This window comes from Sphingomonas sp. S6, from assembly GCF_043498045.1.
Classification (GTDB): domain Bacteria; phylum Pseudomonadota; class Alphaproteobacteria; order Sphingomonadales; family Sphingomonadaceae; genus Sphingomonas.
Map to the genome: position 1 here is coordinate 61,199 of NZ_JBIEOE010000011.1, position 20,175 is coordinate 81,373.

Here is a 20,175-nt window from a genome sequence, read left to right on the forward strand (position 1 = left end):
GCTTGACCCGCCCGCCCCGATCCCGGACAGCGGCGCCGTGACGCACCTCCCCCCGCCCCCCGCCGACCTGTTGCGCGATGCCGCGTTGTTCCTCGATTTCGACGGTACGCTCGTCGAATTGCAGGAGCGGCCCGACGCCGTCCGCGTCGATGCGCGCCTCGCCGCGCTGATCGACCGGCTGTCCACCGCGCTCGACGGCCGCGTCGCAATCATTTCCGGCCGCCCGGTCGATGGCATCCGCGCGCTGTTCGGCGCCCCCGCCTTCGCCATCTCCGGCAGCCACGGGCTGGAGGTCGCCTGGCCCGACGGCCGCGTCAGCCAAGCGGAACGACCCGCCGCGCTCGACCGTATTGTTGCCGACATGCACGACTTCGCAACTGCAACACGGGGCGTCCTGGTCGAGGAAAAGCCCCTCGGCGCCGCGCTCCATTACCGCGCCGTTCCCACGGCGGAAGCCGCCGCGACGCAGCTCGCCACCCGCCTCGCGACCGATGCCGGCCTCCACCTGCAGACCGGCAAGATGATGGTCGAGGTGCGCGTCGCCGGCGCCGACAAGGGCAGCGCGCTGCGTCAGATGATGCAGGCCCCCGCCCTCGCCGGCTACAAACCCGTCTTCCTGGGCGACGACGATACCGACGAACCCGCCATGGCCGCCGCCGCCACGCTCGGCGGTGCGGGCATCCTGATCGGCGCGCCCCGCGCCACCGCCGCGGCCTGGCGCCTCGACAGCGTCGCCGACACCCTCTCCTGGCTCGAAGCCGCAACCGAAAGCCTTAGCGCATGACCAGCGTAGACCTCTGGCCGATCGGCAATTGTCAGGTCAGCGCGCTGATCGATCGCGCCGGCCGCTACGTCTGGGCGTGCGTGCCGCGCGTCGACGGCGATCCGATCTTCTCCGCCCTCGTCGGCGGCGCCGAGCCGGAGAGCGGCTATTGGAGCGTCGAGATCGCCGATTCGGTGTCGGTCGAGCAGCATTACATCCGCAACACCCCGATCCTGGTCAGCACGCATACCGACAGCGCCGGCAACGCGCTGGAGGTGATCGATTTCTGCCCGCGCTTCGATCGCTTAGGCCGCACCTACCGCCCCGTCGCCTTCGCGCGCATCGTACGCCCGGTCGCCGGATCGCCGCGCATGACGATGCGGCTGCGCACCACCTGCGGCTGGGGCGGCGCCTGCCGCGAACAGATCGGCGGGTCGAACCATCTGCGTATCAACCTCGATACGATGCAGATGCGCCTCACCACCACGGCACCGATCGGCATGATCCAGGAAGAGCGCATCTTCCGCCTCGAACGCCCGCTCCACTTCTTCCTCGGCCCGGATGAAAGCTTCAGCGGCGATTTGGCGGAATCGATGGAGGCGATGCTCACCCAGACGATCGCCGAATGGCAGGAATGGACGCGCGGTCTCGCCATCCCGCTCGAATGGCAGGATGTCGTCATCCGCTCGGCGATCACGCTGAAATTGTGCCAGCATGAGGAAACCGGCGCGATCGTCGCTGCCCTCACCACCTCGATCCCCGAACATGCCGGGTCGGAGCGGAACTGGGACTATCGCTACTGCTGGATCCGCGACGCTTATTACACCGTCCAGGCCCTCAACCGCCTCGGCGCGCTAGACGTGCTGGAGGGCTATCTCGGCTACCTCCGCAACATCGTCGACGATGCGCGCGGCGGGCATATCCAGCCGCTGTACGGCGTGCTCGGCGAAGCGACGCTGACCGAACGCTTCGCGCCAGCACTGGCGGGCTATCGCGGCATGGGCCCGGTGCGCGTCGGCAACGCGGCCTACGAGCAGCATCAATATGACGCCTACGGCCAGATCGTGCTGTGCAGCGTCCACGCCTTCTTCGACCAGCGCCTGCTGCGCCTCAACACCGTCGAGGATTTCCACCGCCTGGAACAGGTCGGCGAACGCGCCTGGACGCATTACGACAAGCCCGACGCGGGGCTGTGGGAGCTGCGCACCCGGCAGAGCGTCCACACCTATTCGGTCGCGATGTGCTGGGCGGCGTGCGACCGGCTCGCCAATGCCGCGCATGCGCTGGGCATGGAGGATCGCTGCACGCTCTGGCAGGATCGCGCCGACCATATCCGCGGCGTGATCGAGGACAAGGCATGGCGGCCGGACACGAACCGCATGTCGGCGACCTTCTCGGGTGACGACCTCGACGCCAGCCTGATCCAGCTGCTCGACCTGCGCTTCTTCGAACCCACCGACCCGCGCTTCCTCGGCACGCTCGAAGCGGTGGAACAGGGCCTGCGCCGCGGCAGCTTCATGCTCCGCTACGATACCGAGGATGATTTCGGCCTGCCCGAAACCGCGTTCAACGTCTGCACCTTCTGGCTGATCGAGGCGCTGCACGTCACCGGCCGCCACGACGATGCGCGGGCGCTCTTTGACGAGATGCTCGCACGCCGCACCGCGTCAGGGTTGCTGTCCGAAGACATCGACCCTACGTCGTTGGAGCTGTGGGGTAATTACCCCCAGACCTATTCGCTGGTCGGCATGATCAACTGCGCCGTCCTGCTGTCCAAACCCTGGAGTTCGATCCGCTGAGCCGTCTGATCATCATTTCCAATCGTGTGTCTGCCCCCTCGGGGTCCAAATCCGGGGGGGCACAGGGCGGCCTCGCCGTCGCCCTCGCCTCTGCCCTGCGCGAATACAAGGGCATGTGGTTCGGCTGGTCGGGCGAGCGGACCGACGAATATACCGGCCAGATCACCTTTCAGCGCAACGAAGGCGTCACCACCGCGACCGTCGACCTCGAAGAGCAGGATATCGAGGAATATTATAACGGCTATGCGAACCGCACCCTGTGGCCGCTCTTTCACTATCGCGTCGATCTGGCGGAATACGAACGGGAATTTGCCGGCGGCTACCAGCGCGTCAATGAACGCTTCGCCGACACCGTCCAGCCGCTGATCGAGGAAGACGACGCGGTCTGGATCCAGGATTACCACCTGTTCCCGCTGGGGCAGGAGTTGCGCAAGCGCGGCGCGAAGAACCGCCTCGGCTTCTTCCTCCACATCCCCTGGCCGCCGCGCCGCCTGCTCGCCATCCTGCCCGAGGCGGAAGGGCTAGTGCGCAGCCTGTTCGCCTATGACGTCATCGGCTTCCACACCGACGAATGGCTGTCGTCGTTCCGCGATTATTGCACCGCCGAACTCGGCGCGATCGTCGAGGGCGACGAGCTGGTGCTCGGCGACCGCCGCGTACGCGTCATGGCCTGCCCGATCGGCATCGATGCCAAGGAATTCGCCGGCCTCGCCACCAGCACGCGCGGCCGCCTCGCCTTCCGCCAGATGCGCGACGCCGCCGTCGGGCGCGACATGATCGTCGGCGTCGACCGGCTCGATTATTCGAAGGGGCTCGAAGAGCGCTTCCTCGGCTACGAACGCTTCCTCGTCGAACATCCGGAAGAGCGCAAGGAAGTGACGCTGCTCCAGATCGCGCCGCCCAGCCGCGCGACCGTCGGCAGCTATCAGAAGATCCGCAGCAATCTCGAAGGGTTGGCGGGCCGGATCAACGGCGCCTATGCCGATATCGACTGGGTGCCGATCCGCTACGTCAACCAGGGCTATCCGCGCGACGTGCTCGCCGGCATCTATCGCGCCGCCAAGATCGGGCTGGTGACGCCCCTGCGCGACGGGATGAACCTCGTCGCCAAGGAATATGTCGCCGCGCAGAATCCGGAGGACCCCGGCGTCCTCATCCTGTCGCGCTTCGCCGGTGCCGCCTGCCAGCTGACCGACGCCGTTCTCATCAATCCCTATTCGGCCGAAGAAATGTCCGACGCGATCATGCTCGCGCTGCGGATGCCGCGCGAGGAACGCGTCGAACGTTGGCAGCGGATGATGGACGTCATCACGCGCGAGGATATCGGCTGGTGGCGCAAGACCTTTACCGAGGCGCTGATGGAAGCCCCGCTGGAGATGGAGCAGGAGCCGGCATGATGCGGGTGCGCGGCAGAGCCTCGGGCATCTCGTCGCGAATGAACGCATAGATCGCCTCACGCACCTCGCACCGCAGATCGAACGCGGTGGAGGCATCCTTGGCGGTCATCAGCCCGCGCACCTCCATCAGCCCATCTTGTTTTGAATCAGTGACTTGGCAGTTGAAGAACCGCTGATCCCAGCGGGGGCTGGCCCGGACGACCTCCTCCAGCTTCGCCCTGATCCGGGCCACGTCGGCCGCTGGATCAAGATACCAGAACACTGACCCCAGCAGCGCACTCGTCTCCCGGGTCCAATTCTGGAAGCTGTTCTCCAGGAACTTCGACACCGGTACCACCAGCCGCCGGTCGTCCCAGATCCGGACCACGACATAGGTCAGCCGGATATCCTCGATCCGCCCCCATTCGTTGTCGATGATGACCACGTCGTCGATCCGGATCGGCTCGGTAAAGGCCATCTGGATACCGGCGATCAGGTTCTTCAGTGCCGGCTGTGCCGCGGCGCCGATGGCAAGGCCCGCCACACCGGCAGAGGCGGCCAGGGTCACCCCGATCGTCCGCACCGACGGGATGCTCATCAGCATCATCATCGCCGTGATCAGGATCAGCACGAACACCCCGATCCGGTGCAGGATGCCGATCCGCGTCCGCCGCCGCCGCGCCCTCAGATTGTCTGCGGCGGTGATGTCGAACCGCACCTCGCTGATGTCCCGATAGGCGGTGAGCCCGGCGAGCAGCATCCAGCCGAAGATGCCCGGCGTCAGCAGCCCCAGCACCCGCTGCCAGATCGTCTCCCAATAGCGCGGCAGGTCCAGCCCCGGCCCCGATGCGGCGAGCGCGATGACGATCACCAGCCAAAAACTTGGCCGGTCCAGCCGTGCGATCAGGATATCGTCGGTCTTCGTCGCAGTCCGTCCCGCCAGCCGGCGCAGCGCCGCGAACAGGATACGATGGACCAGCGACAGCAGCAGGGCGAACGCCAGCACGCCGCCAAGCTTCCCCGCCCAGTCCGGCAGGTCGATATCGAGATAGGGGATATGCATCGCCGCTAACACGCACCACGCCGGCAAAGGCTCCCGCCCCGTGCTCCGCCGCCCCGAACACAATGGTCGATCGGTGCGTTGTCGGCACGGTTCGAATCGGCTGCTGTCACGAACCCGTCACATACAGGGTCCACCGCGGACATATGGCTACGACGCTCTCCGCCGCTTCCCCCCAAACGGCTGCACGCGGCCCGCGGCTCGACGGGCACCTGCACCCCGCCGGCCGGTGGATCTTCCTCGCCGTCCTGATCGGCGCGCTCGGCTATGCCGGCGCCAGCATCCTGACAGATACGGCAGAGGTCGGCGAAACGCTGGCGACGAGCGTCTTCCTGTTCCTCGGCCTCGCGCTGCTGATCGCGCTCGGCTTCGAATTCGTGAACGGCTTCCACGACACGGCCAACGCCGTCGCGACCGTGATCTACACCCACGCCATGCCCGCGCCGCTGGCCGTCGTCTGGTCGGGCGTGTTCAACTTCCTGGGCGTGCTCGCCTCGTCGGGTGCGGTCGCCTATTCGATCATCACGTTGCTGCCCGTGGATCTGGTGATCAACACCGGCTCGGCGGGCGGCTTCGCGATGATCTTCGCGCTGCTGCTCGCGGCGGTGCTGTGGAATCTCGCGACCTGGTATGTCGGCCTGCCCAATTCGTCGAGCCACGCGCTGATCGGTTCGATCCTGGGCGTCGGCCTCGCCAATCAGTTGCTGTCCCGGGGTTTGAACGGCACGTCGGGCGTAGACTGGCATCAGGCAGAAAAGGTTTTCTCAGCGCTATTCTTCAGCCCGCTGATCGGCTTCACCGCCGCCCTTGTGCTGCTGCTGGTGATGAAGCGCTTCCTCCGCGATCCCAAGCTCTATCGCGAACCTGACACGCAGGCGCCGCCGCCCAGGGGCATTCGCGCGACGCTGATCGCCACCTGCACCGCGGTCAGCTTCGCGCACGGCAGCAACGACGGGCAGAAGGGCATGGGCCTGATCATGCTGATCCTGATCGGTTGCGCGCCCACCGCGTATGCGTTGAATCGCACCGTCCCCGAAAGCGCGACGCCTGCCTTTGTGGCGCAGGCACGCTCGGCCGCGGAAATCTACGCACGCCAGCCTGGGCCGGAGCCGACGGTCGACATCGCCCGCGCCACCGTGACGCGCGGGCTTGCCGAACGCCGGGTCGATACGCCCGCCATGTACGGCGCGCTCGCCTCGCTGTCGCGCGATGTCGGCGACAAGCTGGAAAGCTACGGATCGCTCGGCAAGGTGCCCGCCGCTGCCACGCCCAACCTACGCGGCGACATGTACCTCGTCCTCGACGCCGGCAAGCTGATCGTCGCCGACGAAGGCGCCCGCACCCACTTCACCGCCGCCGAGATCGACGGGATCAAGGCCTATGGCAGTCGGTTGGAGCAGGGCACGCGCTACATCCCGCTCTGGGTGAAGATCACCGTCGCGATCGCACTGGGCCTCGGCACGATGGTCGGCTGGCGACGGATCGTGGTCACCGTCGGCGAACGGATCGGCAAGAGCCACCTCACCTATGGCATGGGCATGTCGGCCGAGCTGGTGACCGCAGCGACGATCCTGCTTGCGGATCACTTCGCCAGGCCGGTGTCGACGACGCACATCCTGTCGTCGGGCGTCGCCGGTGCGTCGGTCGCGAACGGCGCGGGCCTGCAATGGCGCACCGTGCGCAACATGGCGCTCGCATGGTTCATGACGCTGCCCGCCGCGATGCTGTTGTCCGGCGTGCTCTACTGGATCCTGCTGACCGTGCTGCGCACGACGATGGCCGCATAAGCGCAACACTTCCGTAACCTCGCCGTGACCGCGGCGTCACATCGACAGGCTATGCATCACCCATGAGGGAACAGCGGGTTCCCGAGGGGGCCACGCATGACCACCGACACGACCACCGCCGATATCCTCGCTTTCGTGCCCCAGCGGCCGACCGTGCCGGAGGCTGCGGGCGTCACGCGCCGCCGCTATCGCACGATCTGGATTTCGGACGTCCACCTCGGCACCCGCGGCTGCAATGCCGACATGCTGATCGACTTCCTCGACCATGTCGACAGCGACCAGCTCTATCTCGTCGGCGACATCATCGATGGCTGGCGCCTCAAGAAGCGCTTCTACTGGCCGGCGAGCCACAACGACGTCGTCTGGCGCCTGATGAAGCGTGCCAAGCGCGGCACCCGCGTCACCTATATCCCCGGGAACCATGACGAGGTGTTTCGCCAGTTCGCCGGCATGGACTTCGGCGGCGTCAAGATCCGCCGCAAGGCGATCCACACCACCGCCGACGGCCGCCGCCTGCTGGTGCTGCACGGCGACGAATTCGACGCGATCACCCTTGCCCACCGCTGGGTCGCGTTCATCGGTGATAGCGCCTACACCGCGCTGATGGTGGTGAACCAGTGGCTCAACGTCGCGCGGCGCTGGCTCGGCCTGCCCTATTGGTCGCTGTCGAAGCATGCCAAGGCAAAGGTGAAGAACGCCGTCGCCTTCATCTCGCATTTCGAAGAGGTCGTCGCCCATGCCGCGGGATCGCGCGGCGTCGATGGCGTGGTGTGCGGGCACATCCACACCGCCGAAATCCGCGATATCCAGGGCGTCGCTTATTACAACGACGGCGATTGGGTGGAGGGCTGCACCGCCCTCGTCGAACATTTCGACGGCCGCATGGAGCTGCTCCATTGGGCGGACGAGATTGCGGCACGCAACGCGCCGGCCAGCACCGATAGCGTGACCCGCGCCGCCTGATGCGCATCGCCCTCGTCACCGACGCCTGGGCGCCCCAGGTCAACGGCGTGGTCCGCACGCTCACCGCCGTCCGCGACGAGTTGGAGGCGCAGGGCCATCAATTGCTCGTGATCTCGCCCGATCGCTTCGCCAGCCTGCCCTGCCCCAGCTATCCCGAAATCCGGCTGGCGCTGGCGCGCAGTAGCACGATCGGGCGGCTGATCCGCGACTTCGACGCGGATGCGGTGCATATCGCCACCGAAGGTCCCCTGGGCCTTGCCGCGCGGCGCTGGTGCGTCGGCGAAGGCGTGCGCTTCACCACCGCCTATCACACGCAATTTCCCGATTATGTCGCGGCACGCACCGGCGTGAATGCCGAATGGATCTGGCGCTATATTCGCTGGTTCCACGCGGCCGCCGACGCCATTCTCACCTCGACCCCCTCGGTCGATGCGGTGCTGCGCGCCCATGGACTGCCGCACCTGCGCCGTTGGGGCCGGGGCGTCGACCTCGCGACCTTTACCGCCGATGGGCCGCGCGATCCGGTCATCACGGCATTGCCAGGCCCGACCCAGCTCTACGTTGGCCGCGTCGCGGTCGAAAAGAATATCGAGGGGTTCCTCCAGTCGACGACGCCCGGCAGCAAGGTGGTCGTGGGCGACGGGCCGGCGCTGGCGATGCTGACGGCACGCTACCCGCAGGCGCATTTCCTGGGACCACGCTTCGGCGCGGACCTCGCCGCGGCCTATCGCAGCGCCGATGTGCTGGTCTTCCCAAGCCGCACCGACACGTTCGGACTGGTGATGATCGAGGCGCTCGCCTGTGGCACCCCCGTCGCGGCACTCCCGGCACCGGGGCCGATGGACGTGCTGGACGAGAGCATCGGTGCGATCGACGCCGACCTCGACGCCGCCATCCCGCGCGCGCTAACTCGCGACCGGGCGACCTGCATTGCGTATGCCGCCCGCTTCACCTGGGCGAGCAGCGCGGCCCAGTTCCTCGACAGCCTCGCCCCGTTGCGAGTGGTGGAAAGCCGCGCGGCCTAGCTGTCGGCCAGCACGAAACGCAGGCGCGCTATCGCCGCCTTGCGGGGTTCACCGTGCCGCGCCTTCGATTGCTGTCCGCTCTTGCGGCACGGTGAACGGGTTAAATGGTTTACTCGAGTCCACCACCCAGCGAGCGGTATAGTTCGACAAGGTTGCTGATGCGTGTCAGTCGGGTCGTCACCAACTGCTGCTGTGCCGAATAAGCGGAGCGCTGCGAATCCAGCGTGTTGAGGAACGATTCCACGCCCGCCCGATAGCGTGCGTCGGAAATGCGCAGCGCTACGTTCGCCGCCCCGACGCGGGCGGTCTGCGCCGCAATCTGCTCGTCGATCGTGCCGCGCTGTGCCAGCGCGTCGGCGACCTCGCGAAAAGCGGTCTGCACCGTCTTCTCATAGGTCGACACCGCCGCCTGCTGCGACGCGCGCGCATAATCGACATTGCCGCGCAGCCGTCCGCCATCGAACAGTGGCAGCGATACCGACGGGGCGCCGGTATAGGTGAAGCTGCCCCCCGCGAAGAGCCCGCTCAGCGCCGTACTGATCGTACCCAGCGTCGCCGTCAGCGAGATGCGCGGAAACAAGGCCGCTCGCGCCGCGCCGATATTGGCATTCTGCGCGATCAGCTGATGCTCGGCCTGCAACACATCGGGCCGACGCAGCAGGACCTCGGACGACAGGCCTGCGGGCAGCACCTGCAACGCCGCATCGCCATTGCCCAGCCCTTGCGGCAGCAGGTCGGCCGTCACCGGCGTGCCCACCAGCAGGTCGAGCGCATTCTTGTCCTGCGCCACCCGAGTCTTCAGCACGGCGATATCGTTGCGTGCGCTCTGATAGCTCGTTTCGGCCTGCCGCGCTTCCAGTTCGGATGCGACACCGATGCGGAACTGCGCCCGCGTCAGCTCCAGCGATTGCTCGAACGCCTTCAGCGTCTCCTGAGAGATGCGCAGCTGGTCCTGATCCGACCCCAGGGTCGCCCAGGCCGTCGCGATCTCCGCGATCAGGCTGATCCGCGCGGCGCGTTGCGCTTCCTCCGTCGCGAAATACTGTTCCAGCGCCGCGCGATTGAGGTTGCGGACACGGCCGAACAGGTCGAGCTCGAAGGCGGAGAAGCCAGCGTTGACCGAATAGAATTCCAGATTCGACGAATTGGACCCGACCGCCGCGCCGCCGGCCCCGGCACCCACACCGCCACCGGTTCCCGCACCCGCTCCGGCACCTGCACCTGCACCGCTACCCGCGCCAGCGCCCGCCCCGGCGGAAGCCCCGCCGAAGATGTTGTTGGTATAGGTCCCCGACCCCGACACCGTGGTCGACGGCACCAGATCAGCCCGCTGGATGCGATATTGCGCCCGTGCTTGCAGAACGTTGGCTGCCGCGACCCGCAGATCGCGGTTGTTCTCCAGCCCCAGCGCGATCGTCTTGCGCAGGCGGTCGTCGGTGAAGAACGTCTGCCAGCCGATCTTGCTGACGTCGGGCGCATCGGTCGCGGCGGCCGGATAGACGCCGCCCTGCGGCAGGGCCACCGGCACCGCGCCTTCGGGCCGAACGTATTTCGGTGCGAGATTGCACCCCGCGAGCGCGCTGGCGCTCAGCAGCGCGAGGACGATTTTGCGTGTCATCACCACTCAGGCTCCCTGCGGACGGGGCGCATCGCCCTCGCCGTCCACGTCATTGCTGTCATGCGGCCGATCCTCGACGGGCCGCTTGCCGTCATGGCCGTGCCCAAACAGGCGCAGCACCACGACGAAGAACATCGGCACGAAGAAGATCGCGAGCAGCGTCGCCGACAGCATGCCGCCGACCACCGCACGACCGATCGCATTCTGACCGCCCGCACCTGCGCCGGTCGAGATCGCCAGCGGCAACACGCCGAAGATGAAGGCGAGGCTGGTCATCAGGATCGGGCGCAGACGCAGCTTGGCCGCCTCCACTGCCGCATCGAACGGCCGCATGCCTTCGTTGATCCGCTCTTCGGCGAACTCCACGATCAGGATCGCATTCTTCGCCGACACACCGATCGTCGTGATCAGGCCGACCTGCAGATAGATGTCGTTGTTGAGGCCGGTGAGCCACGCCGCCAACACCGCGCCCAGCACGCCGAGCGGCACCACCAGCATCACCGAGATCGGCACCGACCAGCTTTCGTACAGCGCAGCGAGGCACAGGAACACGATCAGCAGCGACAGGCCGTATAGCGCAGGTGCCTGACCGCCAGACAGCCGTTCCTCAAAGGACAGGCCCGTCCATTCGAGCGCGGTGCCCGGCGGCAGCTTGGCGTGGATTTCCTCCATCGCCTGCATCGCCGCACCCGTGCTCAGCCCCGCACCCGGCGAACCCTGCAACTGCATTGCGGGCTGGCCATTGTAGCGGGTCAACTGCACCGGCGCGTTCGCCCATTCCAGCGTCGCAAAGGCGGTGAACGGCACCATCTGACCCGTGCCGTTCCGCACGTACAGATCGCCGACATCCTCCGGGCTCAGGCGATAGGGCGCATCGGCCTGGACGTAGACGCGCTTCACGCGGCCACGATCGATGAAGTCGTTGATGTAACCACCACCCCACGCCGTCGCGATCGTCGAATTGACGTCGGCCAGGTCGAGGCCCAGCGCGCGCGCCTTGTCCTCGTCGATCTTTACCTTCAGCTGCGGTGCGTCGTCCAGGCTCAGCGGGCGGACCTGCGCCAGGCGCTTGTCCTGCATCGCCATGCCCAGCATCATGTTACGCGCCTGCACGAGCTTTTCGTGACCGATGCCCCCGGTATCGACCAGCTGCGCATCGAAGCCGGTCGCATTGCCCAGCTCCTGCACGGCCGGCGGCACCAGCGCGAAGATCAGCCCGTCCTTGTACTGGCTGAACGCCCCCATTGCCCGGCCGACGATCGCCTGCGCCTTGTTGTCGGCCCCGCTGCGCTCATCCCACGGCTTCAGGTTCACGAAGACCAGGCCGGCATTCTGCCCCTGACCGGCGAAACTGAACCCGTTGATCGTGAACACGCCGGCGACGTTGGCACCTTCGGCTTTCAGGAAATGGTCGCGGACGAGCGTCAGACCCTTGTCCGTGCGAGCGCTCGTCGCGCCGGCCGGCCCCTGGACCAGCGCCAGCACCGTGCCCTGATCCTCGTCGGGCAGGAAGCCCGAGGGCAGGCGCGTGAACACCAGCACCATGCCGCCAACGATCAGCGCATAGACCAAGAGCGACCGCTTCCAGCTGCGCGCGGTGCGCCGCACGCCACCTTCGTACTTCTGCTGACCGCGTTCGAACCGGTCGTTGAACCAGCGGAAGAAGCGCGCGAACGGCCCGTTGCCCTCCACCTTGTTCGGGTCGTGCGGCTTCAGGATCGTCGCGCACAGCGCCGGCGTCAGGATCAACGCGACCATGACCGACAGCACCATCGCCGACACGATCGTGATCGAGAACTGGCGATAGATCACCCCGGTCGATCCGCCGAAGAACGCCATCGGCAGGAACACCGCCGACAGGACCAGACCGATGCCGATCAGCGCGCCGCTGATCTCGTCCATCGACTTGCGCGCCGCATCCTTGGGGCTGAGATGTTCGGTGACGATCAGGCGCTCGACGTTCTCGACCACGACGATCGCGTCGTCGACCAGCAGGCCGATGGCGAGCACCATGCCGAACAAGGTCAGCGTGTTGATGGTGAACCCTGCCACCGCCATCACCGCGAAGGTGCCCAGCAGCACCACCGGCACCGCGATCGTCGGGATCAGCGTCGCCCGCCAGTTCTGGAGGAACAGGAACATCACCAGGAAGACGAGGACGACCGCCTCGATCAGCGTGTGGATCACCTGTTCCACCGACAGCCGCACGAACGGCGTCGTATCATAGGGGTAGATGACCTTGACGTCGGCGGGCAGCGTCTTGCCGATCTCCTGCGCGCGCGCCTTGACCAGTTCCACCGTGTCGAGCGCATTGGCACCCGCGGCAAGGCGCACGCCGAAACCGGACGCGGGCTTGCCGTTATATTGAACGTCGAAGCCGTAATTCTCCGCGCCCAGTTCCACCCGCGCCACGTCGCGCAGCCGTACGACGGCGCCCGCGGTGGTGGTCTTCAGCCGGATCGCGCCGAACTGTTCCGGCGTCTGAAGGCGCGACTGCACGCTGACGGTCGCGTTCAGCATCTGCGACTTGGGAGCAGGCTGTGCGCCGATCTGACCGGCGGAAACCTGTGCGTTCTGCGCCTGCACCGCAGACGTCACGTCGGCGACGGTCAGTGCATAGCTGTTCAGCTTGATCGGATCGAGCCAGATGCGCATCGCATATTGCGCGCCGAACACCTGCAACTCGCCGACGCCGGACACCCGGCTGATCGGATCCTGGAACTTCGACACGACCATGTCGGACAGGTCGGTATTGCTATGCGACCCATCGGTGGAGACGAGGCCGACGACCAGCAGGAAGCTGGCGGAAGACTTCGTCACCTGAATGCCCTGGCGCTGCACTTCCTGCGGCAACAGCGGCGTTGCCGCCTGCAGCTTGTTCTGCACCTGCACCTGAGCGATGTCGGGGTTGGTGCCCTGTTCGAAGGTCAGCGTGATCGTCACCGTACCCGCCGAGGAGGACGAGGATGAGAAATAGCGCAGGTTGTCGATGCCCTTCAGCTGCTGCTCGATGATCTGCGTCGTCGTGCGTTCCAGCGTCTCGGCGTCGGCGCCGGGATAGCTCGCAGTGATCGCCACCGCGGGCGGCGCGATTTCGGGAAACTGCGCCACCGGCAGGCTGCGGATCGCGATCGCGCCCGCCAGCATCATGACGATGGCGATGACCCATGCGAAGATGGGTCGATCGATGAAATAGCGTGCCATGGTTCGTTACTTCGCCTGGCCCTGCGCCTGCGGCTGCCCTTGCGGACCGCCGGCAGGCTTGGCGTTCGGATTCCACGGCTCGCCCTTCACCGGCATACCGGGTCGCAGCATCATGCCGCCTTCGACGATCACCTTGTCGCCGGGCTTCAGCCCGCCGGTGACGAGCCAGCTGTCGCCGATCGTCCGCGTCGTCTGCAAGCTGCGCGGCTGCACCTTGCCATCGGCGCCGATCACCATCGCGGTCGCCTGCCCCTTTTCGTCGCGGGTCACGGCGCGCTGCGGCACCAGCATGCCATTCTGCTTGATGCCCTGCACCAGTGACGCACGCACGAACATGCCCGGCAGCAGCAATCCGTTGGGATTGGGGAAGAGCGCACGGATCACCTGCGATCCGGTCGTCGGATCGACGGTGACGTCGGCGAAGCGCAGCGTTCCCTGCGGACCGTAGGCCGTGCCGTCCTCCAGCGTCAGCTTCACCGGCGCGTTTCCGTCACGCAGCAGTTGACCGTCCATGATCTGCTGGCGCAGCTTCAGCAGATCGGCGCTAGATTGCTGGATATCGACATAAACGGGATCGAGCCGCTGGATCGTCGCCAGCGCCTCGGTCTGCGACGCCGAGACGAGCGCACCGGTGGTGAAGACCGAACGGCCGATCCGGCCGCTGATCGGCGCGCGGATCGTGGTACGCGCCAGATCGATCTGCGCCGTACGCAGCGCCGCCTGCTGCGCCGCAACGTCAGCGCGTGCCTGCTGCGCGCTCGTCTGGGCGTTTTCATACTCTTGGCGGGCGATGGCGTTGATCTTGACCAACTCGCCATAGCGGCGCGCCAGCGCCTCACTCGACGCGATCGCAGCGCGCGCGCGGGCCAGCGCGGCACGGGCACTGGCGACCTGCGCCTGATAGGGCGCGGAATCGATGCGATATAGCGGCTGGCCTGCGCGGACCATGTCACCCTCCGTGAACAGACGCGCGCGGATCAGGCCGTTGACCTGCGGCCGCACCTCGGACGTTTCGAAGGCGGTGGTGCGCCCCGGCAATTCGGTGGTCAGCGTCACCGGCTGCTCGCGCACGACGGCATAGCCGACCGTCGGCGGCCCCTGCGGCGCCTGCTGCTGCTGTTGCCCCTTGCCGCCGCAGCCCGTCAGCGTTCCGCCCAGAACCAGTGCCAACGCTAGCGTCGCCGCGCCGTGTCGCTTATCCGCCATACCGAAATGTCCGATTTTGATTTTTTGTGAGTGATCGATCACTCACGCTCTGGTACAACCGGATTCGAACGGGCGTCAACCCGTGCCGGGACGAGGATAGAATGAACGACGCGAATTTTTGTTGCACTGCACCAAGGAACAAGGCGGACGCGCGTCGCGACCGCGCGATAGAGGCTGCCCGCAAGCTCTTTATAGACAAGGGTTTTCACAGCACCGGCATCGCCCAGATCGCGAAGGAATCGGGAATTGCGGTCGGCCAGCTGTATCGCGATTTTTCTGCGAAAGAAGATATCGTTGCCGCAATCGTTGACGCCGATTGCTGCGCGTTCATGGCAGGCGACTCGCTGCGAGCCGCCATCGACAACAACGACGCGGCATTGGTTCGCGACTGGCTTCACCAGTTCATCACTGCCGAGGACGAAGCGGACGATATCGAAAATTCGCGCCTGTTCGCGGAAATCGTCGCAGAGGCGGGGCGCAACGAACGGATTGCGGCGATCTTTCGCCGCGTCAACGACGACGTCCGCGACCTGATGCTCAATGCGCTGGAAATGCTCGCCCCCTCGCCGCGGATGGCGGAACGGCGCGCGGTCCTGTCGGACATGATTTCAACGATGGCACTCGGCATGCTGCATCAGGAGCTGATCCGCCGGGATTTCGATCGCGGCCCGCTTGCGCGGGCGTTCATCGTCACCGTCGATCGGGAGATCGATGCGATGCGCGCTGAAGGAGCAGCCCAGCAGACCGCCTGAGCCGATGCGCTCCTACCGGCTCGGCCACATCGCGAGGCTGGTGTCGACCATCCGCTCGAGTTCGTCGCGCTTGGCGCCCGATCCCGCCTGCACCGCCATCCCCTGCAACAGCGCGTACAGATAGCTGGTGAGACCACCGATATCGACCGCCGCGGGCAGATCTCCATCCGCCTTCGCCCGCTCGAACCGTTCGACCAGCGCCGCCTGCGATGAGGCGCGACGCGCGATCATCTCGCCCCGGACCGAGTCGGCCTCCGATCCGCAGGGCATGGTGGCGATCACGCCAAGGCACCCCTTGGGCTCGCCTGGGCTCGTCTGCATCGCCAATGCGCCGCGCAGGATCGTCTCGGCGACGCCACGCGCGGTCGGCTGCTCCAGTGCCGCGCGCATATATTCCAGCTTTTCCTGCTCGTAGAGGTCGAGCGCCTTGTGAAAGAGCGCCTCCTTGTTGCCGAACGCTGCATACAGGCTGGGACGCGTGATCCCCATCGCCTCGGTCAGGTCGGCGAGCGACGTGCCTTCATACCCCTTACTCCAGAAGACGCGCAGCGCCGCGGCAAGGGCCGTATCCGTGCAGAATTCCCGCGGACGCCCCTTCGCACACGGGCCGGGTGACGCGGTAAGAACGCTTTCCATATCGCTCAGTATAGAAAGTCTGGCGCGCCGAACAACACCGTATCGGCACTACCGCTTACGCGGCGCGCTTCCCGGGCTGTCGTTGCCGCGAAGCCGCGCCGTTCGTCCCCATGATCTGCCGCGCGACCGCCTCGGCAATCTTGATACCATCGACCGCGGCCGACAGGATGCCGCCGGCATAGCCTGCCCCCTCACCCGCCGGAAACAGGCCGATCGTATTGAGGCTCTGCAAATCCTCGCCACGCGTGATGCGGATCGGCGACGAGGTGCGCGTTTCCACCCCCGTCATCACCACATCGGGGTGATCGTAGCCCGCAATCTGTCGCCCGAAGACTGGTAGCGCCTCGCGCATCGCCGCGATGACGAAGTCCGGCAGGCAGGTCGCGAGGTCGGTCGGCGTCACGCCCGGCCGATACGACGGCGCGATGGATCCCAGCGCGGTCGACGGCCGCCCCGCCAGGAAATCCCCCACCCGCTGTGCCGGCGCCTTGTAGCTCGATCCGCCCGCAACGAACGCCAGTTTCTCGATCTGGCGCTGCAGCGCGATGCCAGCGAGTGGATCGCCCGGATAGTCGCGCGCCGGATCGATCGCGACGACGAAACCCGAATTGGCGTTGCGCTCGTTGCGCGAATATTGGCTCATGCCGTTGGTAGCGACCTGCCCTTCCTCGGATGTCGCCGCCACGACCGTGCCGCCCGGGCACATGCAGAAGCTGTAGACAGTCCGCCCGTTCGAGCAGTGATGCGAAATATGATATTCGGCCGCGCCCAGAATGGGATGGCCGGCATTGGGGCCGAACCGCGCCTGATCGATCCAGGATTGTGGGTGCTCGATCCGCACGCCGATCGAAAAGGGTTTGGCCTCGATATAGACGCCCGCCTCGTGCAGCATCGCGAACGTGTCGCGCGCGCTGTGCCCGACCGCGAGCACCACCTGCTCCGCCTCCAGATAGTCGCCGTTGTGCAGGTGCAGCCCCCGCATCCGGCGTGTGCCATCCGCGTCGACCGCGACATCGATCCCGTCCACGCGGCGTTCGAAGCGATATTCGCCGCCCAACGCCTCGATCGACGCGCGCATGCTCTCGACCATCGTGACGAGCCGGAACGTGCCGATATGCGGGTGCGCCTCGGTCAGGATCTCCTCGGGTGCGCCCGCTTTCACGAACTCAGTCAGCACCTTGCGGTCGAGATGCCGCGAATCCTTGATCCGGCTGTAGAGCTTGCCGTCCGAAAACGTACCCGCCCCGCCCTCACCGAACTGGACGTTCGATTCGGGGTTAAGCTCGCTACGACGCCACAGACCCCAGGTATCCTTGGTCCGCTCACGCACCACCTTGCCGCGATCGACAATGATCGGGCGAAATCCCATCTGGGCAAGGATCAGTCCGGCGAACAGGCCACACGGCCCCGTCCCGATCACCACCGGCCGCGGTCCGGTGTAATCCGCGGGGGCCTTGGCGACGAAGCGGTAGCCGGTGTCCGGCGTCGGCCCCACGTTGCGGTCGCGGCGGCAGCGGGCCAGCACCGTGCCCTCGTTCTTCACCGTCACATCGACCGAATAGACGAGCTGGATATCCATCTTGTCGCGCGCGTCGTTCGCCCGCCGCGCCACCGTATAGCGCACCAGATCGCGCGGCCCGATCCGCAGCCGATCCCGGATCGCCGCTGCCAGCGCCTCCTCGGGATGATTGAGGGGGAGTTTCAGCTCATTGATGCGCAGCATGCCGCCCGGATAGCCGATGCGGTGGGCCCTCGCCAGTCCGCGTCGGGATCGCCTAACCGATGCGCGCCGCCTGCCCTGCCACGACGGCCCAACCCGTGCCCGTCTGCCGCCAGAGGCGGGTGTAGGCATAATGTCCATCGATCACGGCATCTGCGAACCGACCGACGAGCGTCGCCTTCGTCGTTACGAGCACCATGTCGCCAATGACGGTATAGCGGGTTTCGGACAGATCGAGGCGGCTCAGCTTCAGCAGGCCCTCGGCATGCGCAGACAGATCCTGCTCCCGAGTCAGGACGCTGCCGTCGGGTCCGGTAAAGACCAGCGCCGGATCGACCAACAACGACAGGGTCGCAACGTCCCCCGCCACCATCGCCGATCGCAACCGTGCTTCGCAGCGGGCGACCTCTGCTACGCCATTCATGCCACCCCCCTGCGCAACGACGGCAGCATCGCTACCACCGTCCATCCGATACTCTACGGCCCAGCAGCTCGTCCACCCGCCGCCGCGTCGCGGGAGACGCCGCGGCGGGCAATACATCGGGTGCGAAGAAGCACGCCTCGGCGAGTTCGACGCCATCGATCTGCGGCGTGTCGCCGGTCGAGCCCCGAACGAGCCATACCGTATCGCGCCGTCCCTCGGCGCGCGCTTCCCATTGTCCGACGATCGCCGCCGCATCCAGCCGGCACCCGGTTTCTTCCATCAACTCGCGCACAGCCGCCGCAATCGGGGCTTCTCCGCGCGCGATGCCACCGCCCGGCAGCATCCACAGATCGGACCGGCCATAACGATGCCGTACCAGCAGCACCCGGCCCGACGGGTCGAAGGCCATCACCTTCACGCCCCGCGTCCGCCACCCGACAAGCGCCATCGCGCGGCGGCGCAAGCGATAGGCGAGATCGATCAGCGGACGCATCCCGCATATCCTATCGGGTCGCGCAGGCGTCCGAAAGCTTGCCCTTGCCCGCCGAACCGGCAATGACGCGCGGGTTCAAGGGGAGCCGTTCATGTCCATCCTGTCCGACCGCTGGATTCGCGAGGCCGCGCAGACGCAGGCGATGATCGAGCCCTTCGTCGAAAGCCAACGTCGCGACGGCTGTATTAGCTATGGCCTCTCGTCCTACGGCTATGACGCGCGCGTGGCGGATGAGTTCAAGATCTTCACCAACGTCGACAGCGCGGTGGTGGACCCCAAGGACTTCGCCTCGAACAGCTTCGTCGATCGCAAGACCGACGTGTGCATCATTCCGCCGAACAGCTTCGCGCTGGCCCGTACCGTCGAATATTTCCGCGTGCCGCGCGATGTGCTCGTCATCTGCCTGGGCAAGTCGACCTACGCCCGGTGCGGCATCATCGTGAACGTCACGCCGCTGGAGCCTGGCTGGGAAGGCCATGTCACGCTGGAATTCTCCAACACGACCCCGCTGCCCGCCAAGATCTACGCCAATGAAGGCGCGTGCCAGTTCCTGTTCCTGAAGGGCAACGAACCCTGCGAGACGAGCTACGCCGATCGGGCCGGCAAATATATGGGCCAGCGCGGGGTCACCCTGCCCCGACTGTAATCCGCACGGGCTTGCCCCGAGCCGCCCGGCTGCGGGGCCGCCTGCCGGGTCAGCGCGTCGCGAGCGTCGTCGGCGTCAGCCGTGACAGGCCCCGCGTCGCCACATCATGCGACGAGAGCACGGCGCCGTTCGGCATGTCCATCGCCACCGCCGGCCGCTCCAGGACGCCGCGATAGAGCGCACGGGCATCCGCCGTCCGACCGGTGCGCAGATAGGCCGCCGCAAGGTTGAGCATGAGTTCGGGACGGTCCGGAAAAATCCGTCGCTCCGCCTCGATCTGCTTCGCAGCCGTGGCGAAATCGCCGGCTGCGATCGCCTGATAGCCGGTGCGGTCCGCCGCCAGAGCCGGCGTCGCCAGACATGCACCCGCGAGCGTTGCTGCCATCATCACACGCATAGCACCATCTCCTTCCCTGCATGACGAGCAGGTTTCACTTTTATGACACTAACGTGTCACTTCGGAGACAGGGTCGCAAGCGATTTGATCAGCTATCCGGTGAACTCCGGACGATGCGGTCCCCCAGACCCGCGTAGAAGCCGGCAATATCGTGCAAATGCAGCGCGCTCGGGCGCAACTGCGCGCCGATCGCATAGCGGCGCAGGTCCGGCGATGCCGATTCCGATGAAGCCGCCCCTCGTTTCCGAGATGATTGCGCCCCTTCGTTCCGAGATGATGTCGCCCCCCCGGAGACAGGGCCGTGCT

17 protein-coding genes and 1 pseudogene are annotated in these 20,175 nt (G+C 66.4%); 8 read left to right on the forward strand and 10 right to left on the reverse strand.

Features of this window, described 5'->3' with window-relative positions:
• The first annotated feature begins 37 nt into the window (after positions 1-37).
• From otsB to ACGVWT_RS15000, 3 genes are read left to right on the forward strand one after another with little or no spacing between them, the layout of a single operon-like run.
• Positions 38-784 (forward strand): trehalose-phosphatase, encoded by a 747-nt coding sequence (otsB, locus tag ACGVWT_RS14990; protein ID WP_315462936.1) that lies wholly within the window; start codon positions 38-40, stop codon positions 782-784.
• Positions 781-2,562, forward strand: a complete 1,782-nt coding sequence (locus tag ACGVWT_RS14995; RefSeq protein WP_116462684.1) for a glycoside hydrolase family 15 protein — start codon at positions 781-783, stop codon at positions 2,560-2,562. Before otsB ends, ACGVWT_RS14995 begins: the two co-directional genes overlap by 4 nt.
• Positions 2,559-3,959, forward strand: coding sequence for a trehalose-6-phosphate synthase (locus tag ACGVWT_RS15000; protein WP_315462949.1), 1,401 nt, complete (start codon positions 2,559-2,561; stop codon positions 3,957-3,959). Before ACGVWT_RS14995 ends, ACGVWT_RS15000 begins: the two co-directional genes overlap by 4 nt.
• On the opposite strand, the gene ACGVWT_RS15005 is transcribed toward ACGVWT_RS15000, so the two are convergent.
• On the reverse strand, positions 3,907-5,001 hold the full coding sequence (locus tag ACGVWT_RS15005; RefSeq protein WP_315462950.1) for a mechanosensitive ion channel family protein: 1,095 nt from the start codon (positions 4,999-5,001) through the stop codon (positions 3,907-3,909). The two genes, ACGVWT_RS15000 and ACGVWT_RS15005, sit on opposite strands and share 53 nt — an antisense overlap.
• Before the next feature lie 143 nt (positions 5,002-5,144).
• Between ACGVWT_RS15005 and ACGVWT_RS15010 the strand changes: the two genes are divergently transcribed.
• From ACGVWT_RS15010 to ACGVWT_RS15020, 3 genes are all read left to right on the forward strand, one after another.
• Positions 5,145-6,785 carry an inorganic phosphate transporter gene (locus ACGVWT_RS15010; RefSeq protein ID WP_315462937.1) on the forward strand — a complete coding sequence of 547 codons (1,641 nt, stop codon included), beginning with the start codon at positions 5,145-5,147 and terminating at the stop codon, positions 6,783-6,785.
• Positions 6,786-6,881: 96 nt separating this feature from the next.
• The gene (locus tag ACGVWT_RS15015) at positions 6,882-7,748 is read left to right on the forward strand and encodes a UDP-2,3-diacylglucosamine diphosphatase (RefSeq protein ID WP_315462938.1); all 867 of its coding nucleotides are present in this window, start codon (positions 6,882-6,884) and stop codon (positions 7,746-7,748) included.
• Positions 7,748-8,773: a glycosyltransferase family 1 protein gene (locus tag ACGVWT_RS15020; protein WP_315462939.1), complete on the forward strand. Its 1,026-nt coding sequence runs from the start codon at positions 7,748-7,750 to the stop codon at positions 8,771-8,773. Before ACGVWT_RS15015 ends, ACGVWT_RS15020 begins: the two co-directional genes overlap by 1 nt.
• A 109-nt stretch (positions 8,774-8,882) precedes the next feature.
• On the opposite strand, the gene ACGVWT_RS15025 is transcribed toward ACGVWT_RS15020, so the two are convergent.
• From ACGVWT_RS15025 to ACGVWT_RS15035, 3 genes are read right to left on the reverse strand one after another with little or no spacing between them, the layout of a single operon-like run.
• Entirely contained in the window at positions 8,883-10,391 is a 1,509-nt protein-coding gene (locus ACGVWT_RS15025) for an efflux transporter outer membrane subunit (RefSeq protein ID WP_315462951.1), read from the reverse strand.
• Positions 10,392-10,397: 6 nt separating this feature from the next.
• A complete protein-coding gene (locus tag ACGVWT_RS15030) occupies positions 10,398-13,595 on the reverse strand; it encodes an efflux RND transporter permease subunit (protein WP_315462940.1) in 3,198 nt (1,065 codons plus the stop codon).
• Between the two features lie 6 nt (positions 13,596-13,601).
• On the reverse strand, positions 13,602-14,801 hold the full coding sequence (locus tag ACGVWT_RS15035) for an efflux RND transporter periplasmic adaptor subunit (RefSeq protein WP_394427062.1): 1,200 nt from the start codon (positions 14,799-14,801) through the stop codon (positions 13,602-13,604).
• A 101-nt stretch (positions 14,802-14,902) separates the two neighbouring features.
• Between ACGVWT_RS15035 and ACGVWT_RS15040 the strand changes: the two genes are divergently transcribed.
• Positions 14,903-15,553 carry a TetR/AcrR family transcriptional regulator gene (locus ACGVWT_RS15040; RefSeq protein WP_243403037.1) on the forward strand — a complete coding sequence of 217 codons (651 nt, stop codon included), beginning with the start codon at positions 14,903-14,905 and terminating at the stop codon, positions 15,551-15,553.
• A 12-nt stretch (positions 15,554-15,565) separates the two neighbouring features.
• On the opposite strand, the gene ACGVWT_RS15045 is transcribed toward ACGVWT_RS15040, so the two are convergent.
• The 4 genes from ACGVWT_RS15045 to ACGVWT_RS15060 are packed head-to-tail and all read right to left on the reverse strand — an operon-like array spanning position 15,566 to position 18,826.
• Complete coding sequence (locus tag ACGVWT_RS15045) at positions 15,566-16,189, reverse strand: TetR/AcrR family transcriptional regulator (RefSeq protein WP_116462676.1); 624 nt, start codon at positions 16,187-16,189, stop codon at positions 15,566-15,568.
• Between the two features lie 55 nt (positions 16,190-16,244).
• On the reverse strand, positions 16,245-17,912 hold the full coding sequence (locus ACGVWT_RS15050; RefSeq protein WP_315462942.1) for an NAD(P)/FAD-dependent oxidoreductase: 1,668 nt from the start codon (positions 17,910-17,912) through the stop codon (positions 16,245-16,247).
• A 52-nt stretch (positions 17,913-17,964) separates the two neighbouring features.
• Positions 17,965-18,333, reverse strand: a complete 369-nt coding sequence (locus ACGVWT_RS15055) for a nuclear transport factor 2 family protein (RefSeq protein ID WP_315462943.1) — start codon at positions 18,331-18,333, stop codon at positions 17,965-17,967.
• Between the two features lie 31 nt (positions 18,334-18,364).
• Complete coding sequence (locus ACGVWT_RS15060) at positions 18,365-18,826, reverse strand: NUDIX domain-containing protein (protein ID WP_315462944.1); 462 nt, start codon at positions 18,824-18,826, stop codon at positions 18,365-18,367.
• 91 nt (positions 18,827-18,917) lie between these two features.
• On the opposite strand from ACGVWT_RS15060, the gene dcd reads away from it, so the two are divergent.
• Positions 18,918-19,472, forward strand: a complete 555-nt coding sequence (gene dcd / locus ACGVWT_RS15065; protein WP_017979400.1) for a dCTP deaminase — start codon at positions 18,918-18,920, stop codon at positions 19,470-19,472.
• Positions 19,473-19,521: 49 nt separating this feature from the next.
• On the opposite strand, the gene ACGVWT_RS15070 is transcribed toward dcd, so the two are convergent.
• Positions 19,522-19,869: a tetratricopeptide repeat protein gene (locus ACGVWT_RS15070; RefSeq protein WP_315462945.1), complete on the reverse strand. Its 348-nt coding sequence runs from the start codon at positions 19,867-19,869 to the stop codon at positions 19,522-19,524.
• 88 nt (positions 19,870-19,957) lie between these two features.
• A pseudogene (locus ACGVWT_RS15075) lies at positions 19,958-20,175 on the reverse strand (hypothetical protein); the annotation flags it as partial.

Bases quoted from the DNA above. Each gene is read 5' to 3' on its own strand.
- ACGVWT_RS14995 (WP_116462684.1), top strand. From the start codon at position 781: ATGACCAGCGTAGACCTCTGGCCGATCGGCAATTGTCAGGTCAGCGCG.
- ACGVWT_RS15005 (WP_315462950.1), bottom strand. From the start codon at position 5,001: ATGCATATCCCCTATCTCGATATCGACCTGCCGGACTGGGCGGGGAAG.
- ACGVWT_RS15010 (WP_315462937.1), top strand. From the start codon at position 5,145: ATGGCTACGACGCTCTCCGCCGCTTCCCCCCAAACGGCTGCACGCGGC.
- ACGVWT_RS15015 (WP_315462938.1), top strand. From the start codon at position 6,882: ATGACCACCGACACGACCACCGCCGATATCCTCGCTTTCGTGCCCCAG.
- ACGVWT_RS15020 (WP_315462939.1), top strand. From the start codon at position 7,748: ATGCGCATCGCCCTCGTCACCGACGCCTGGGCGCCCCAGGTCAACGGC.
- ACGVWT_RS15025 (WP_315462951.1), bottom strand. From the start codon at position 10,391: ATGACACGCAAAATCGTCCTCGCGCTGCTGAGCGCCAGCGCGCTCGCG.
- ACGVWT_RS15030 (WP_315462940.1), bottom strand. From the start codon at position 13,595: ATGGCACGCTATTTCATCGATCGACCCATCTTCGCATGGGTCATCGCC.
- ACGVWT_RS15035 (WP_394427062.1), bottom strand. From the start codon at position 14,801: ATGGCGGATAAGCGACACGGCGCGGCGACGCTAGCGTTGGCACTGGTT.
- ACGVWT_RS15040 (WP_243403037.1), top strand. From the start codon at position 14,903: ATGAACGACGCGAATTTTTGTTGCACTGCACCAAGGAACAAGGCGGAC.
- ACGVWT_RS15045 (WP_116462676.1), bottom strand. From the start codon at position 16,189: ATGGAAAGCGTTCTTACCGCGTCACCCGGCCCGTGTGCGAAGGGGCGT.
- ACGVWT_RS15050 (WP_315462942.1), bottom strand. From the start codon at position 17,912: ATGCTGCGCATCAATGAGCTGAAACTCCCCCTCAATCATCCCGAGGAG.
- ACGVWT_RS15055 (WP_315462943.1), bottom strand. From the start codon at position 18,333: ATGAATGGCGTAGCAGAGGTCGCCCGCTGCGAAGCACGGTTGCGATCG.
- ACGVWT_RS15060 (WP_315462944.1), bottom strand. From the start codon at position 18,826: ATGCGTCCGCTGATCGATCTCGCCTATCGCTTGCGCCGCCGCGCGATG.
- dcd (WP_017979400.1), top strand. From the start codon at position 18,918: ATGTCCATCCTGTCCGACCGCTGGATTCGCGAGGCCGCGCAGACGCAG.
- ACGVWT_RS15070 (WP_315462945.1), bottom strand. From the start codon at position 19,869: ATGCGTGTGATGATGGCAGCAACGCTCGCGGGTGCATGTCTGGCGACG.